Here is a 14,176-nt window from a genome sequence, read left to right on the forward strand (position 1 = left end):
CTCCCACCCCGCCAGCACCGCCTCCCGCACGCCGCTCCGGACCGCATCCTGCGGCACCCACCGCACCCGCCAACTCAACCTGGAGCACCTCTCTCGATCAGCTACGACAGGCTAAGTCAATAGGGAAAAGGCCAACTCCGGCGAGGACTGGCCGAACCGGCACGTCACCGTCTCGCTGTTCCCGGCGAGCATGCCCAAGAAGGGGTCGATCTTCGATGTCGCCATCGCGGTGGCCCTGCTCGCGGCGGCGGAGGTCGTCCCTGCGCGGTCCTGCGCGGGGCTGGTGCTGATCGGCGAACTCGGCCTCGACGGGCGGCTACGGCCCATCCAGGGCGTGCTGCCCGCGGTGCTGGCCGCCGCCAACTACGGCTGCCGCACGGTCGTCGTCCCGCGGGCGAACGCCGCCGAGGCCGAGCTCGTGCCGGACGTGGAGGTGGTCTCCGCGGCCACGCTGCGCGGTCTGCTGTGCATCCTGCGGGACGAGCCACCGCCCATCGAGGAGGCCGAGCCCGAGGTGTCCGTGACGGCCGGCGGCTCGGCGGTCCGGCGGCCGGACGTCCCGGCCGACCTGGACCTCGCCGACGTCCGGGGCCAGGCCGAGGCGCGCCGGGCGCTGGAGATCAGCGCCGCGGGCGGGCACCACCTGTACTTCACCGGGCCGCCGGGCTGCGGGAAGACCATGCTGGCCGAGCGCCTGCCGACGCTGATGCCGCCGCTGGAGCCCGACTCCGCGCTGGAGGTCACCGCCATCCACTCCGTCGCGGGGACGCTCCCGCCCGGCCAGCCGCTGATCACGCAGCCCCCGTTCCACGCGCCGCACCACACCGCCAGCCGGGCGTCCATGGTCGGCGGCGGATCGGGCCGGGTGCTGCAGCCGGGCGCCGTCTCCCTCGCCCACCGGGGCATCCTCTTCCTGGACGAGGCGCCCGAGTTCATGGCGGGGACGCTCGACGCGCTCCGCCAGCCGCTCGAAGCGGGCGAGGTGCGCATCAGCCGGGCCGAGGGCACCTCGCGGTTCCCGGCCCGCTTCACCCTCGTCCTCGCGGCCAACCCGTGCCCGTGCGCCGCCGCCAAGCAGGTCGACTGCTCCTGCGCCCCCGGAGTGCGCCGCAAGTACAGCAGCCGCGTCACCGGGCCGCTGCTCGACCGCATCGACCTCAAACTGGAGCTGGCGCCCGCCACCCGGGCCGAACTCCGCTACGACCTGGAGTTCGCCGAAGCCAGCAAGGTGGTCGCCGACCGGGTCATGCTCGCCCGGGAGCGGACGCTGAAACGCCTGGCCGGGACACCGTGGCGGACGAACTCCGAGATCCCGGGGCCCGAGCTGCGCCGCCGCTTCACCCCCGGCGCGGAGGCGATGCGGATGGTCGACGAGTCGCTGCAGCGCGGGACGCTCAGCGCACGGGGGCTCGACCGGGTCCTGCGCGTCGCGTGGACGATCGCCGACCTCGGCGGCCACGACGAGCCCGACGCGGACGACATCGGCGGCGCCCTGGCGCTCTGGCACGCGGGGCGGTCATGACCACGATCACGATGACACCGGAGCGCCGGGCCCGCGCCGCGCTCACCGCCATCGCCGAACCCGGCGACGCGTTCCTCAACCGCGTCATCGGGCACTGCGGCCCCGAAGGGGCGCTCGACGTGATCCGCTCCGGAGCCGTCCCGGCCGACCTGCGCGCCGCGCCGAAGGAGGTGCACCGGCTGGAGCACTGGCGCATCCGCCTGGCCGCCGCCGAACCCGACCGGGACCTGGCCGTCTGCGACCGGTTCGGCGGCCGCCTGGTCTGCCCCGGGGAACCCGAATGGCCCACCACCCTCGACGACCTCGGCGGGGAACGCCCCTACGCGCTCTGGCTCCGCGGCCCCGAGGACCTGCGCCACGCCTGCCTGAGATCGGTCGCCATGGTCGGCTCGCGCGCCTCGTCCCCGTACGGGCAGCGGATGGCCTCCGACTTCGCCTCCGAGCTCGCCGACGACGGCTGGACGGTGGTCTCCGGCGGAGCGCTCGGCATCGACGCCGCCGCCCATCGCGGCTCCCTCGCCGCCGACGGGCGCACGGTCGCCGTCCTCGCCAACGGCGTGGACGTCCCCTACCCGGCCTCGAACGAGGGCCTGTTCGCGGAGATGGCGCGCCGATCCCTGCTGGTGAGCGAGTCGCCTCCCGGCACCCATCCGCACCGGCTGCGCTTCCTCGTGCGCAACCGGGTGATCGCCGCCCTGTCCCGCGGGTCGGTGATCGTCGAGGCGGAGGCCCGCAGCGGCGCCCTCAACACCGCCGCGTGGGCCCGCAGGCTCGGCCGCGTGCTGATGGCCATGCCGGGGCCGGTCACGTCCCGGTCGTCGGTGGGCTGCCACCAGCTCCTGCGCCAAGTGGACACCGTTCTCGTCAGCCGCACCGAGGAGATCATCGAGGCCGTCGGACGGCTGGGCACCGACCTCGCCCCGCCGCCGGAGACCCCCGTCCTTCCCCGCGACCGCCTGGAACCGGTCACCCGCGCCGTCCTGGAGTCCTTCCCCGCCCGCGGCGCGACCGGTCCCGCGGCCCTGGCCGCCAAGGCGGGCATGGACCTGACCACCGTCAACGCCAAGCTCGGCCTGCTCGCCGCGTCGGGCTTCATCGAACGGGCCCCCGCCGGCTGGCGCCTCACCAAGTCCGCCAAGTCCCCCCGCTGACGCACCCATTCCCACGAGGGAGAGAACAGCCGTCCCTGCCGATGGCGGCGACCTGGGCCTTGAAGTTACGGGCGAGGCAGGCGGCGACCTCGCCGGCCCCTACGAAGAGCCATGCACCTGGAGCCGCCCCACAGCCGACCGACAGCGCACCCGCGTCGACACGAAAGGAGCCAAGAGCACAGCAGGACCACGCCATGCCCGTCGAACCGTTCCGCGAGCGGGCCGAACGGCCGCCGCGGCGCGGGATCACTGATCGGAGGGGAGTTCGAAGTCGCTCTTCGCGAGTTCCTCGACGTTGACGTCCTTGAAGGTGACGACACGCACGTTCTTGACGAAGCGTGCGGGACGGTACATGTCCCAGACCCAGGCGTCCTGCATCGTGACCTCGAAGTAGGTCTCGCCGTTGTCGGCGCCGCGCACCTGCAGGTCGACCGAGTTGGTGAGGTAGAACCTCCGCTCGGTCTCGACGACGTAGGTGAAAAGCCCGACGACGTCGCGGTACTCGCGATAGAGCTGCAGCTCCATCTCGGTCTCGTACTTCTCGAGATCCTCGGCGCTCACGCGCGTGCCCCTTCCGTACGGCCCTCGCCGGGGACCTCCCCTTCGGTCTCCTCCCCCAAGGCCGTCTCCCCATTGTTACGCAAGGCACGCCCGACATTGACGTAGGAGAAGCGATGCTCCGGACAAGGTCCGTGCTCGGTGAGAGCCGCCCCATGCGCGCGCGTCACGTACCCCTTGTGGACGTCGAAGCCGTACTCGGGGTAGCGCTCATGGAGATCCACCATGATGCGGTCCCGGGTGACCTTCGCGACGATGGAGGCGGCCGCCACGCACGCGGCGACCTGGTCGCCCTTGATCACGGCCAGTCCCGGCGCCTCCAGCCCGGGCACCGGGAACCCGTCGCTGAGCACGTACGCGGGACGGGTGTCCAGGGCCGCCAGAGCCCGCCGCATGCCGGTGACGTTGCAGCGGTGCAGCCCGATCCGGTCGATGTCGTGGCAGGGGATGATGACGGCGCTCCACGCGCGCGCCCGCCTGGTGATCTCGGCGTACAGCTCCTCGCGGCGCGCCGGCGTCAGCATCTTGGAGTCGGTGAGGCCCTCGATGCGTCCGCCCCGCCCGCCCTGAAGGATCACGGCGCCGACGACCAGCGGGCCCGCGCAGGCCCCGCGGCCCGCCTCGTCCACGCCCGCCACGGGGCTGAGCCCGGCGTGCTCCAAGGCGCGCTCGTAGGCGTGCAGTCCCGCGTCACGGCGCGGCGTGAAGCGAAGTGGACGACCCTTCATGCTCCGCAGCGTACGTCGCCCGAACACCCCGCCGCTCACCGAATGCCACTGTTCCGGGCATGTCCCCGATCACCCCACCAGTCCCACCGGCCGCAAACGCCGCGGCCACAAGGCCCCCGGCGCAGTCCCGGGCAAAGACCGCCGAGAACAGACCCCGCGGCGAGCACCTTCGGGCCACGCTGCGTCCGGCTCCCGAGGCAGAACGGAAGCCAGAGCCCTCAGAGCGCGGTGCCGGCCGCAGGCTGCCGAGAAAGTCCCCGGGCGAGCATCACCAGAGCAAGCCGCGGACGGCGGTCGCCGAAGTGGACGGCCGCGAGCACTGCCAGACCAGGCTGCGGATGGCCGCTCCCGGGACAGGCCCGGGAGTGAGCGCCTTCGGAGCCCGGTCGGTGGGTCGGCGTGGCGTGGGCCTACGGCTCAGGAGCGGGTTGTGGTCGGGGCCCTGGGGGTCAGGGGCGGTGGTGTTTGCGGCGGCGCAGGTAGGCGAGGGGGAGGGTGCCGATGATGCCGAGGGCCGCGGGGGTGGCGGGGGCCGCCATGGACGCGGTCTTGAAGCCGGCCTGCTTGAAGGTGTCGGGGATCGGCAGCGTGTCGATGCGGTTCAGCGGCCAGACGATGACGAAGGCGCGGCCGATGACGCGGTCGGTGGGGATGGTGCCGCCGCCGGGGTCGCCGCGGTGCGAGCGGGAGTCGTAGGACAGCTCGCGGTGGTCGCCCATGACCCAGAGCTGGCCCTTGCCCACGGTGGCGTCGAACGGCTCGTTGGACGGCTTGTTCTGCTCGTGGGTCACCGGGTCGGTGTACAGGTAGGACTTCTCGCTCAGGGGGACGCCGTTGACGGTGACGCGGCCCTGGGCGTCGCAGCAGTGGACGTGGTCGCCCGGGATGCCGATGACGCGCTTGATGTAGTCCTTCTCGTTCGGCGCGACGCCGAACGCGGTGCCGACGGCGCGCAGCGCCTTGGAGAACGGGTTGGTCGGCTTGGAGATGTGGGTCTCGGGGTCCCAGGAGTCGAGGCCGTTGAAGACGACGACGTCGCCGCGGTGGATGTCGCGGGTGTGGTAGACGATCTTGTTGACGAGGACCCGGTCGCCGATCTGGAGGGTGTTCTCCATGGACCCGGACGGGATGTAGAACGCCTGGACCGCGAACGCCTTGATGACGAGGGCGAGGACGACCGCGACGACGATCAGGACGGGCAGTTCCTTCCAGAACGAGCCCGGCTTCTTCTTTTTCTTCTCGCCGTCGGCGGAGCCGTCGCCGGAGTCGTCGTCGGCCGTCTCCTCGGCGGAGTCCACGGTCTCCTCTTCTTCGGGCACCGCGCCCTCGGCCTCGGATCGCACGTCTCTCCGATCGTCCTCGTCAGTCATCAGGGACAAAGCCTAGCGGCGACCGGCCCCCATCACCGGTCGGCTGGGCGTGTCGCCGTGCGCCCGACCGGCGAACCCACCCGGAACGGGCAACGCCCCGGGCACCGCAGCGGGTTCCCGGGGCGTCGGCGTTCACCGGACTCAGAAGTCGCGCTTCTCCTTGATGCGCGCGGCCTTGCCGCGCAGGTTGCGCAGGTAGTAGAGCTTGGCGCGGCGGACGTCGCCGCGGGTGACGACCTCGATCTTGTCGATCGAGGGGCTGTTGAGCGGGAAGGTCCGCTCGACACCGACGCTGTAGCTGACCTTCCGGACGGTGAAGGTCTCGCGGGCGCCGCCGCCCTGCCGCCGGATCACCACGCCCTGGAAGACCTGGATACGGCTCCGGTTGCCTTCGGTGACGCGCACGTGCACCTTCAGCGTGTCGCCCGGACGGAAGTCCGGGACGTCGGCGCGCATGGCGGCCTTCTCGATCTCCTGGATCAGGGTGTGCATCGCAGCGGTTCCTCTGGGTCGAACGCGGGCGTCGAGAGGCCCCATGGGACTTCGGTGGGGGCGTCGCGCCGCGGAGAATGGTCTTCGAAGCCGCGCGTTCGAGCGCACGGACGCTTCAGTCTGCCATATCTTCGGCGTCAACCGGAAAACCGGCCTCGCGCAGCACCCGGCGATCATGGTCGTCCAGCCCGCCCGCGGCCAGCCGGGGCAGCAGTTCGGGGCGGTTGCGGGCGGTGCGCAGCAGGGCCTCGTCGCGGCGCCAGCGGGCGATCGCGCCGTGGTGGCCGGACAGCAGCACGTCCGGGACGGCGCGGTCCCGCCAGACGGGCGGCTTGGTGTAGACGGGGCCTTCGAGCAGGGACTCCATCGCGCCGGGGGCGAAGGAGTCGTCGGCGACGGAGTCGGCGTTGCCGAGGACGCCGGGCAGGAGGCGGCCGACGGCCTCGACCATGACCAGGACGGCGACCTCGCCGCCGGCCAGGACGAAGTCGCCGAGGCTGACCTCGTCCACGGGCATCCGGGTGCGGGCCTCCGCGGCGACGCGGGAGTCGATGCCCTCGTAGCGGCCGCAGGCGAACAGCAGCCACGGCTCGGCGGCGTACTCGGCGGCGAGGGCCTGGGTGAACGGGCGGCCGCTGGGCGTCGGGATGATCATGCGGGGGGCCGCGCCCGCCGGGGCGACGGCGTCGAGGGCCTCGCCCCAGGGCTCGGGCTTCATGACCATGCCGGGGCCGCCGCCGTAGGGGGTGTCGTCGACGGTGCGGTGCCGGTCGTGGGTCCAGTCGCGCAGGTCGTGCACGTGCACGTCGAGCAGGCCGGTGCGGCGGGCCTTGCCCAGCAGGGAGATCTCCAGCGGGGCGAAGTACTCGGGGAAGATCGTGAGGATGTCGAGTTTCATGTCTCGTCGAGCAGTCCGGGGGGCGGGTCGATCACGAGCCGGCCTCCGGGGACGTCCACCTCGGGGACGAGCGCGGCGACGAACGGGACGAGCGTCTCGCCGCCGGGGCCGCGCACGACCAGCAGGTCCTGGCCGTGGTGCAGGATGTCGGCGACCTCGCCGACGGCGGTGCCGCCGGTGGTGACGACGGCGAGCCCGATGAGCTCCTGGTCGTGGTACTCGTCGGGGTCGTCGGAAGGGGGGATGTCACCGGAGTCGACGACCAGCCAGGTGCCGCGGAGGGTCTCCGCGGCATCGCGGTCGTCGATTCCGGCGAAGCGCACGAGCAGGCGTCCCGAGTGCCAGCGGGCCCGTTCGATGGTGAGCGGGCCGGTGGACGCGGGATCGGTCGCGATCCGGGTGCCGGTGGCGAACCGGCCCTCCGGGTCGTCGGTGCGGACGTCGACGGTGACCTCGCCGCGGACGCCGTGCGGGCGGCCGATGCGCCCGACGGCCAGCGGGTCGCTCATCGGACCCGCCCGCGGGGGGCGGGGCCGCGAGGACCGGCGGGCCGCGGGCCCGCCGGTGAGCCGCCCCCGCCGGCGGCCGGGACGGCCGCCGGCGGGGCGAGCGTGCCCCGGCATGCGCGATGCCAGGGGCTCACTCAGCGGACCTCGTTGACGTCGAGCAGGTCCACGCGCACGTACCGGCCCCCGGACAGGGCGCTGATGACGGTGCGCAGGGCCTTGGCGGTACGACCGCTGCGGCCGATGACCTTGCCGAGGTCCTCGGGGTGCACGCGCACCTCCAGGACCCGGCCGCCCCTGATCCGGCGGGCGCGGACCCGGACGTCGTCCGGGTTCTCCACGATCCCGCGGACCAGGTGCTCGAGCGCTTCTTCGAGCACGTCAGCCCTCGCTCTTGGCTTCGTCGGTCTCGGTGGCCTTCGCCTCGGACTTCTTCGGCTCGGCCTTCTTCTTGCCGCGCGCGGCGGGGGCCTCGCCGGCGTCGTCGCCCATCGACTCCTTGACGGCGGCCTCGAAGGCGGCCTTCTTGTCGGCCTTGGGCTCGGCGACCTTGAGGGTGCCCTCGGCGCCGGGCTCGCCCTTGAACTTCTGCCAGTCGCCGGTGATCTTCAGCAGGGTGAGCACGGGCTCGGTCGGCTGCGCGCCGACGCCGAGCCAGTACTGCGCGCGCTCGGAGTCGATCTGGATGAGCGACGGCTCCTGCTTGGGCTGGTAGAGCCCGATCTCCTCGATGGCCCGCCCGTCACGCTTGGTGCGGGCGTCGGCGACGACGATCCGGTACTGCGGGTTCCGGATCTTCCCCAGACGCTTGAGCTTGATCTTGACTGCCACGGGTGTGGTGTACTCCAGACTTCATTACAGGGTGGGCGGCCCGTGCCAGGTGGGGAACACCGGCTCACCGCCGCCCGATGGACTCCGGCCGCGCAGGACGAGAGAGGGCGCCTCGCGAGTCCGGGTTTCCAGCCTGTCATTCTGCCAGATCGTCCGCGTGAACGCGCAATCGGCGCACGCCGTGTCGCTCCGGCCGTGCCGCCCTGTCGCCCCGGCCGTGCCGCCCTGTCGTGCCGGTCCGCGCCCGGTGGCCCGCACGTCCCGCGACGGCCCGGCGCACCGCCGTCAGGACGGTGCGTCGGGCGCGGTCACTTGTTCTTGCGGTTCTGGAGTTTGCCGAGGTCGGGCATCTGGAAGCCGGGGGGCAGCTGGCCGCCGAGGCCCGGGGGCAGGCCGCCGCCGGGGCCGCCGAGGCCGGGCGGCAGGCCCTTCGGCATGCCGTCGGCCGCGGGCTGCTGCTCCTGCGGGTTGTTGCCGCCGCCGGCGCGCTTGCGCGGGTCGCCGCTGCGCTGCTTGCCCTTCTTGTTCTTGGCGGCCTTCGCGGCCTTGGCGGCCTTGCGGCGGCCGCCCGGCATGCCGGGCAGGCCCATGCCGCCGGCCATCTGGCGCATCATCTTCTGCGCGTCGAAGAACCGGGTGACGAGGCTGTTGACCTCGCCGACGCCGACGCCGGAGCCCTTGGCGATGCGGGCGCGCCGGGAGCCGTTGATGATCTTCGGCTGGGCGCGCTCCTGCGGGGTCATGGACCGGATGATCGCGGCGATCCGGTCCAGGTCCTTGTCGTCGATCTGGCTGATCTGGTCGCGGACCTGCCCCATGCCGGGCATCATCCCGAGCAGGTTGCCGATCGGGCCGAGCTTGCGGATCATCATCATCTGCTCGAGGAAGTCCTCGAGGGTGAAGTCCTCGCCCGAGGCGAACTTGGTGCTCATCCGCTCGGCCTGCTCGGCGTCGAACGCCTGCTCGGCCTGCTCGATCAGGGTGAGGATGTCGCCCATGTCGAGGATGCGGCCGGCCATCCGGTCGGGGTGGAAGACGCTGAAGTCCTCCAGCTTCTCGCCGGTCGAGGCGAACATGATCGGACGGCCGGTGATGTGCCGGACCGACAGGGCGGCGCCGCCGCGGGCGTCGCCGTCGAGCTTGGTGAGCACGACGCCGTCGAAGCCGACGCCGTCCATGAACGCCTGGGCGGTGTTGACGGCGTCCTGGCCGACCATGGCGTCGACGACGAACAGCACGTCGTCGGGCTTGACGGCGTCGCGGATGTCGATGGCCTGCTGCATCATCTCGGCGTCGATGCCGAGGCGGCCGGCGGTGTCGATGACGACGATGTCGTGCTGGGCGTGCCGGGCCTGGTCGAGGGAGCGGCGGGCGACGTCGACGGGGTCGCCGACGCCGCTGCCCGGCTCGGGCGCGAAGACCGCGACGCCGGCGCGCTCGCCGACGACCTGGAGCTGCTGGACGGCGTTCGGGCGCTGCAGGTCGGCGGCGACGAGCATCGGGGTGTGGCCCTCGGCCTTGAGCCAGCGGGCCAGCTTGCCGGCGAGGGTGGTCTTGCCCGCGCCCTGCAGGCCGGCGAGCATGATCACGGTCGGCGGGGTCTTGGCGAACCGGATCCGGCGGGTCTCGCCGCCGAGGATGTTGATGAGCTCCTCGTTGACGATCTTGACGACCTGCTGCGCCGGGTTCAGCGCCTGCGAGACCTCCGAGCCGCGCGCCCGCTCCTTGATCTGCGCGATGAAGTCCTTGACCACGGGCAGCGCGACGTCTGCCTCGAGCAGCGCGATGCGGATCTCGCGGGCCGTCGCGTTGATGTCGGCCTCGGAGAGCCGGCCCTTGCTGCGCAGCGACGAGAAGACCGTTGTCAACCGGTCGGAGAGCGTCTCGAACACGTGTCTGGACCGTCCTTGGAAAGCTTCTGGGATCGCCTATCAGCGTATAGGGTCACCGGCCGGTCCCCGCCCGGTCGCCGCGAACCGGCCGCGCCGGCGGCGCCCGCGCCGTCAGCCGAGCGCCTTGAGGACCCCTTCGCGGACGGCCGCGAGCGCGTCCGGGTCGGTGATCGGGGCGCCGTCCTCGCCGACGACGTAGAAGACGTCCACGGCCTCGGCGCCCAGCGTGTCGACCTGGGCGGCGCGGATGTGCAGGCCGCGGGCGCCGAGGGCCTGGCCGATCCGCCACAGCAGGCCGGGCCGGTCGTGCGCGCGGACCTCGACGACAGTGGCGGTGTCGGACGCGTCGTCCAGGATCATGACGCGCGGCGGCGCGACGGCGGCGCCGGGCCGGATCCGGACGGACCGGGCGCGGCGGTCCAGGCGGCCGGCGACGTCGAGCCGGCCGGCGAGCATGCGGCGCAGGTCGGCTTCGAGGGCGGCGGGGTCCGGCGGCGCGCCGTATTCGGGGACGGCGGTGAAGTCGAGGACGGCGGTCCCGGCGTCGGCGGCCTGCGACGAGACGGTGCGGGCGGTGCGGACGGCGAGGCGGTGCAGGGCGAGGACGCCGGCGGCGCGCCAGAGCAGGCCGGGTCGGTCGGGGGCGGCGATGGTGACGCGGGAGCCGGCGACGCGGACGGCGGCGCCGTCGTGGCGGGCGAGGGCGAGCCGGTCGGGGCCGAGGTCGGGCGGGGGCGGCGGGGTGCCGCCGGACAGCGCGGCGGCGGCGCGGCGGGCGAGTTCGGCGACGAGCCGGGCCTTCCATGATCCCCAGGCGGCTGGGCCCGTGGCGTTGCCGTCGGCGACGGCGAGGGCGGCGAGCAGTTCGAGGGTCTCGCGCTCGCGGCCGGGGACGGCGGAGACGGCGGCGGTGACGGTCTCGATGGTGACGGGGTCGTCGAGGTCGCGGCGGGTGGCGGTCTCGGGCAGCAGGAGGTGGTGCCGGACGACGGCCTCGAGCACCCGGGCGTCGCCGTCGGGGAAGCCGAGCGCCGCGGCCAGCTCCCGCGCGATGTCCGCGCCGGTCGCGGAGTGGTCGCCGGGCCGGCCCTTGCCGATGTCGTGCAGCAGCGCGCCGGTCAGCAGCAGGTCGGGCCGGGCGACCTCGCGGGCGAGGGCGGCGGCGCCGGCGGCGGTCTCGACGAGGTGCCGGTCGACGGTGAAGCGGTGCACGGGGTCGCGCTGCGGGCGGTTGCGGACGTGCTCCCACGCGGGCAGCAGCCGGACGATCAGGCCGGCCTGGTCGAGGGCCTCCCACACGGCGATGGCGGCGGGACCGGCGCCGAGGAGCGCGACCAGCGCGTCGCGGGCCTCGGGCGGCCAGGGCGCGGCGGGGAGGGCGGCGTCGGCGGCGAGGCGCGCGACGGTCGCGGGGGCGAGCGGGAGGCCCGCGTGGGCGGCGGCGGCCGCGACGCGCAGGACGAGCGCGGGGTCGCGCAGGTCGGCGTTGCGGGCGAGGACGACCTCGTCGTCGTGCTCGACGGCGCCGTCCCCCACCGGGCGGCGTTCGACGGGCGTGCGGCGCGGCCCGGTGGTGCGTGCGACGCGGCGCCACAGGTGGTCGGCGGCGTAGGTGACGGTGCGCGCGGCTTCGGCGATCGCGCTGAGCAGCGCGTCGGCGTCGGGGAGGCCGACGGCGCGGGCGACGCCCTCCTGCTCCTGCTGGACGAGGCGGTCGGTGGCGCGTCCGGTGGTCTCGTGCAGGGCGTGCCGGACGTCGAGGAGGAGGTCGTGGGCGGCCATGACGCGCCCGTCGGGCGCGGAGGCGGTCCAGGACGCGGCGGCCGCCCGCATGACGTGGACGTCGCGCAGCCCGCCGCGGGCCTCCTTGAGGTCGGGTTCGAGCAGGAACGCCAGCTCGCCCTGTTTCTCCCAGCGCTCCCGGCACAGCGCGGCCAGTTCGGGGAGGCGGGCGCGGGCGTCGGCGCGCCAGTCGGCGAGGACGGCGGCGCGCAGCTCGTCGACGAGGGCGAGGTCCCCGGCGATCCCGCGCGCCGACAGCAGCCCGAGCGCGGCCTTCAGGTCGGCGCGGGCGACGGTCCTGGCCTCCGCGACGGTGCGGACGGAGTGGTCGAGGCGCAGGCCGGAGTCCCAGATCGGGTACCAGACGCGGTCGGCGACCTCGCCTATGCCGGGGTCTCCGCGGTGCAGCAGCACGAGGTCGAGGTCTCCGCCGGGGGTCAGCTCGCGCCGCCCGTGGCTGCCCACGGCGGCAAGGGCGACGCCCACAGGCACGGCATCGGCAGGCGCGGCATCGGCAGGTACGGCGCCGGGGAGCGGGGTGGCGGGGGGCGCAGGCCGGCCGGGGGCGCCGGCGGCGGCGAGCAGGTCCGCCAGGCGGCGGTCCAGCTCGGCGGCGCGGGCGGCCCGCGCCGCCGCCAGCGCGGCGCGGGCGGACCCGGGAGCCCCGTCTCCGGCCGGAGGATGGACGGACGTCACACCGCTCCTAGAGGGCTTCCGGGCCGGTCTCGCCGGTCCGGACGCGGACCACGGTGTCCACCGGGACCGCCCAGACCTTGCCGTCGCCGATCTTGTCGGTGCGGGCCGCCTTGACGATGACGTCGATGATGTCGTCGGCGTCCTCGTCGTCGACGAGCACCTCGACCCGCAGCTTCGGCACGAGGTCGACCTTGTACTCGGCGCCGCGGTAGACCTCGGTGTGGCCCTTCTGGCGGCCGTAGCCGCTGGCCTCGCTGACGGTCATCCCCTTGACCCCGAAGGTCTCCAGCGCCGCCTTGACCTCGTCGAGCTTGAACGGCTTGACGACGGCGGTGATCAGCTTCACGCGTCGGCCTCCACCTTCTTGTCGGGCTTGCTGTCGGGCTGCACCGCGCGGGCTGCCGCGGTGCCGGGGACGGCGGCGCGGATGCCGCCGGCCCCCGCGGGAGCGAGATCGTACGCCGTCTCCGCGTGCGCGGTGACGTCGATCCCGGCGGCCTCGTCGTCCGCGGAGATCCGGAACCCGATGGTCTTGTCGATGATCTTCCCGATGACCCAGGCCATGGCGAAGGAGTACAGCCCGATCACGACGGGGCCGAGCGCCTGCAGGCCCAGCTGGTGCACGCCGCCACCGTAGAACAGGCCCTTGTGCTGGCTCGGCAGGAACGGGTAGGCGGCCAGGAAGCCGAGCGACAGCGCGCCGATCGCGCCGCCGACCAGGTGGACGCCGACGACGTCGAGGGAGTCGTCGTAGCCGAGCCTGTACTTCAGCCCGATCGCGTAGGCGCAGACGGTGCCGGCGATGGCGCCGAGGACGATCGCGGCCCACGGGTCGACGAACCCGCACGCCGGAGTGATCGCGACGAGGCCCGCTACGGCGCCGGACGCGACGCCGAGGGTGGTGGCGTGGCCGTCGCGCAGCTTCTCGACCACGGCCCAGGCGCCCGCGGCGACGGCGGTGGCGATCTGGGTGTTCATGAACGCCAGCCCGGTGGTGCCGTCGACGGCGAGCTCGGAGCCGGCGTTGAACCCGAACCACCCGAACCACAGCAGCCCGACGCCGAGCAGCACGAAGGGCAGGTTGTGCGGCCGCATCGGCTCCTTCGGCCAGCCGCGCCGCTTGCCGAGGACGAACGCTAGCGCGAGGCCCGCGGCACCGGCGTTGACGTGCACGACGGTGCCGCCCGCGAAGTCCTCGATGCCGAGCTTGTTCAGCCAGCCGGTGCCCCACACCCAGTGCGCGACCGGGAAGTACACCAGCGTCGCCCAGGCGACGGTGAACGTCATCCAGGCGCCGAACTTGGCACGGTCCGCGATGGCGCCGCTGATGAGCGCGACCGTGATGATCGCGAACGTCAGCTGGAACATCGAGAACACCATCGTCGGGATGTTGTCGCTCTGGTCCTTCAGCAGCCCTTCGGAGACCTGCGTCGCGACGCCTTTCAGCCCGACCGCGTCGAATCCGCCGATGAACTTGTTGACGAACGAACTGCCGTTGTCGGTGAAGGCGATGGAGTGCCCGAAGAGGACCCAGAGGATGGTGACGCTGATGATGGCGCCGAACGACATCATCATCATGTTGAGGACGCTCTTGGCGCGCGTCATGCCGCCGTAGAAGAAGGCGAGCCCTGGTGTCATGAGCAGGACCAGCGCCGCTGCGGTCAGCATCCAGGCGGTCGCGCCCGTATCGATCTTCATCTCGGAGAGTGCCCCTCCTCGACCGGAAACGTGGATGCCCAGAGATTCCCGT

The 14,176-nt window shown here is 73.3% G+C and carries 13 protein-coding genes and 1 pseudogene; 2 read left to right on the forward strand and 12 right to left on the reverse strand.

Annotated elements, in window-relative coordinates:
* Positions 1 to 142 precede the first annotated feature (142 nt).
* Together J4709_RS36130 and dprA are read left to right on the forward strand one after the other, a co-directional pair.
* Positions 143 to 1,522: pseudogene (locus J4709_RS36130) on the forward strand (YifB family Mg chelatase-like AAA ATPase); the annotation flags it as partial.
* Positions 1,519 to 2,673 (forward strand): DNA-processing protein DprA, encoded by a 1,155-nt coding sequence (dprA, locus tag J4709_RS36135; protein WP_232384584.1) that lies wholly within the window; start codon positions 1,519 to 1,521, stop codon positions 2,671 to 2,673. The pseudogene J4709_RS36130 and the gene dprA, both read left to right, overlap by 4 nt.
* 246 nt (positions 2,674 to 2,919) lie before the next feature.
* Here the strand turns inward: dprA and J4709_RS36140 are convergent, their stop codons facing one another.
* The 12 genes from J4709_RS36140 to J4709_RS36195 all read right to left on the reverse strand — a co-directional run bounded on the left by J4709_RS36140 (position 2,920) and on the right by J4709_RS36195 (position 14,124).
* Positions 2,920 to 3,234 carry a DUF2469 domain-containing protein gene (locus J4709_RS36140; RefSeq protein WP_151539670.1) on the reverse strand — a complete coding sequence of 105 codons (315 nt, stop codon included), beginning with the start codon at positions 3,232 to 3,234 and terminating at the stop codon, positions 2,920 to 2,922.
* Positions 3,231 to 3,959, reverse strand: coding sequence for a ribonuclease HII (locus J4709_RS36145; RefSeq protein ID WP_208247820.1), 729 nt, complete (start codon positions 3,957 to 3,959; stop codon positions 3,231 to 3,233). Before J4709_RS36145 ends, J4709_RS36140 begins: the two co-directional genes overlap by 4 nt.
* A 449-nt stretch (positions 3,960 to 4,408) precedes the next feature.
* A complete protein-coding gene (lepB, locus tag J4709_RS36150) occupies positions 4,409 to 5,302 on the reverse strand; it encodes a signal peptidase I (protein ID WP_307801853.1) in 894 nt (297 codons plus the stop codon).
* Positions 5,303 to 5,470: 168 nt separating this feature from the next.
* Entirely contained in the window at positions 5,471 to 5,821 is a 351-nt protein-coding gene (gene rplS / locus J4709_RS36155; RefSeq protein ID WP_067461562.1) for a 50S ribosomal protein L19, read from the reverse strand.
* Between the two features lie 115 nt (positions 5,822 to 5,936).
* A complete protein-coding gene (trmD, locus tag J4709_RS36160) occupies positions 5,937 to 6,719 on the reverse strand; it encodes a tRNA (guanosine(37)-N1)-methyltransferase TrmD (RefSeq protein ID WP_208247824.1) in 783 nt (260 codons plus the stop codon).
* Positions 6,716 to 7,228 carry a ribosome maturation factor RimM gene (gene rimM / locus J4709_RS36165; RefSeq protein ID WP_208247826.1) on the reverse strand — a complete coding sequence of 171 codons (513 nt, stop codon included), beginning with the start codon at positions 7,226 to 7,228 and terminating at the stop codon, positions 6,716 to 6,718. Before rimM ends, trmD begins: the two co-directional genes overlap by 4 nt.
* A 134-nt stretch (positions 7,229 to 7,362) precedes the next feature.
* The gene (locus tag J4709_RS36170; protein WP_021598307.1) at positions 7,363 to 7,605 is read right to left on the reverse strand and encodes an RNA-binding protein; all 243 of its coding nucleotides are present in this window, start codon (positions 7,603 to 7,605) and stop codon (positions 7,363 to 7,365) included.
* 1 nt (position 7,606) lies between these two features.
* Positions 7,607 to 8,056 carry a 30S ribosomal protein S16 gene (gene rpsP / locus J4709_RS36175; protein WP_208247828.1) on the reverse strand — a complete coding sequence of 150 codons (450 nt, stop codon included), beginning with the start codon at positions 8,054 to 8,056 and terminating at the stop codon, positions 7,607 to 7,609.
* Positions 8,057 to 8,364: 308 nt separating this feature from the next.
* Entirely contained in the window at positions 8,365 to 9,948 is a 1,584-nt protein-coding gene (gene ffh / locus J4709_RS36180; protein WP_208247830.1) for a signal recognition particle protein, read from the reverse strand.
* Positions 9,949 to 10,059: 111 nt separating this feature from the next.
* Positions 10,060 to 12,426 (reverse strand): [protein-PII] uridylyltransferase, encoded by a 2,367-nt coding sequence (locus J4709_RS36185; RefSeq protein WP_208247831.1) that lies wholly within the window; start codon positions 12,424 to 12,426, stop codon positions 10,060 to 10,062.
* Between the two features lie 7 nt (positions 12,427 to 12,433).
* The gene (locus J4709_RS36190) at positions 12,434 to 12,772 is read right to left on the reverse strand and encodes a P-II family nitrogen regulator (protein WP_173099525.1); all 339 of its coding nucleotides are present in this window, start codon (positions 12,770 to 12,772) and stop codon (positions 12,434 to 12,436) included.
* The gene (locus J4709_RS36195) at positions 12,769 to 14,124 is read right to left on the reverse strand and encodes an ammonium transporter (protein ID WP_208247833.1); all 1,356 of its coding nucleotides are present in this window, start codon (positions 14,122 to 14,124) and stop codon (positions 12,769 to 12,771) included. Before J4709_RS36195 ends, J4709_RS36190 begins: the two co-directional genes overlap by 4 nt.
* Positions 14,125 to 14,176 lie beyond the last annotated feature (52 nt).

The organism is Actinomadura violacea, from assembly GCF_017573465.1.
Taxonomy (GTDB): Bacteria; Actinomycetota; Actinomycetes; order Streptosporangiales; family Streptosporangiaceae; genus Spirillospora; species Spirillospora violacea.

Coding starts and splice junctions, on each gene's coding strand:
- dprA (WP_232384584.1), top strand. CDS start 1,519: ATGACCACGATCACGATGACACCGGAGCGCCGGGCCCGCGCCGCGCTC.
- J4709_RS36145 (WP_208247820.1), bottom strand. CDS start 3,959: ATGAAGGGTCGTCCACTTCGCTTCACGCCGCGCCGTGACGCGGGACTG.
- rplS (WP_067461562.1), bottom strand. CDS start 5,821: ATGCACACCCTGATCCAGGAGATCGAGAAGGCCGCCATGCGCGCCGAC.
- trmD (WP_208247824.1), bottom strand. CDS start 6,719: ATGAAACTCGACATCCTCACGATCTTCCCCGAGTACTTCGCCCCGCTG.
- rimM (WP_208247826.1), bottom strand. CDS start 7,228: ATGAGCGACCCGCTGGCCGTCGGGCGCATCGGCCGCCCGCACGGCGTC.
- J4709_RS36195 (WP_208247833.1), bottom strand. CDS start 14,124: ATGAAGATCGATACGGGCGCGACCGCCTGGATGCTGACCGCAGCGGCG.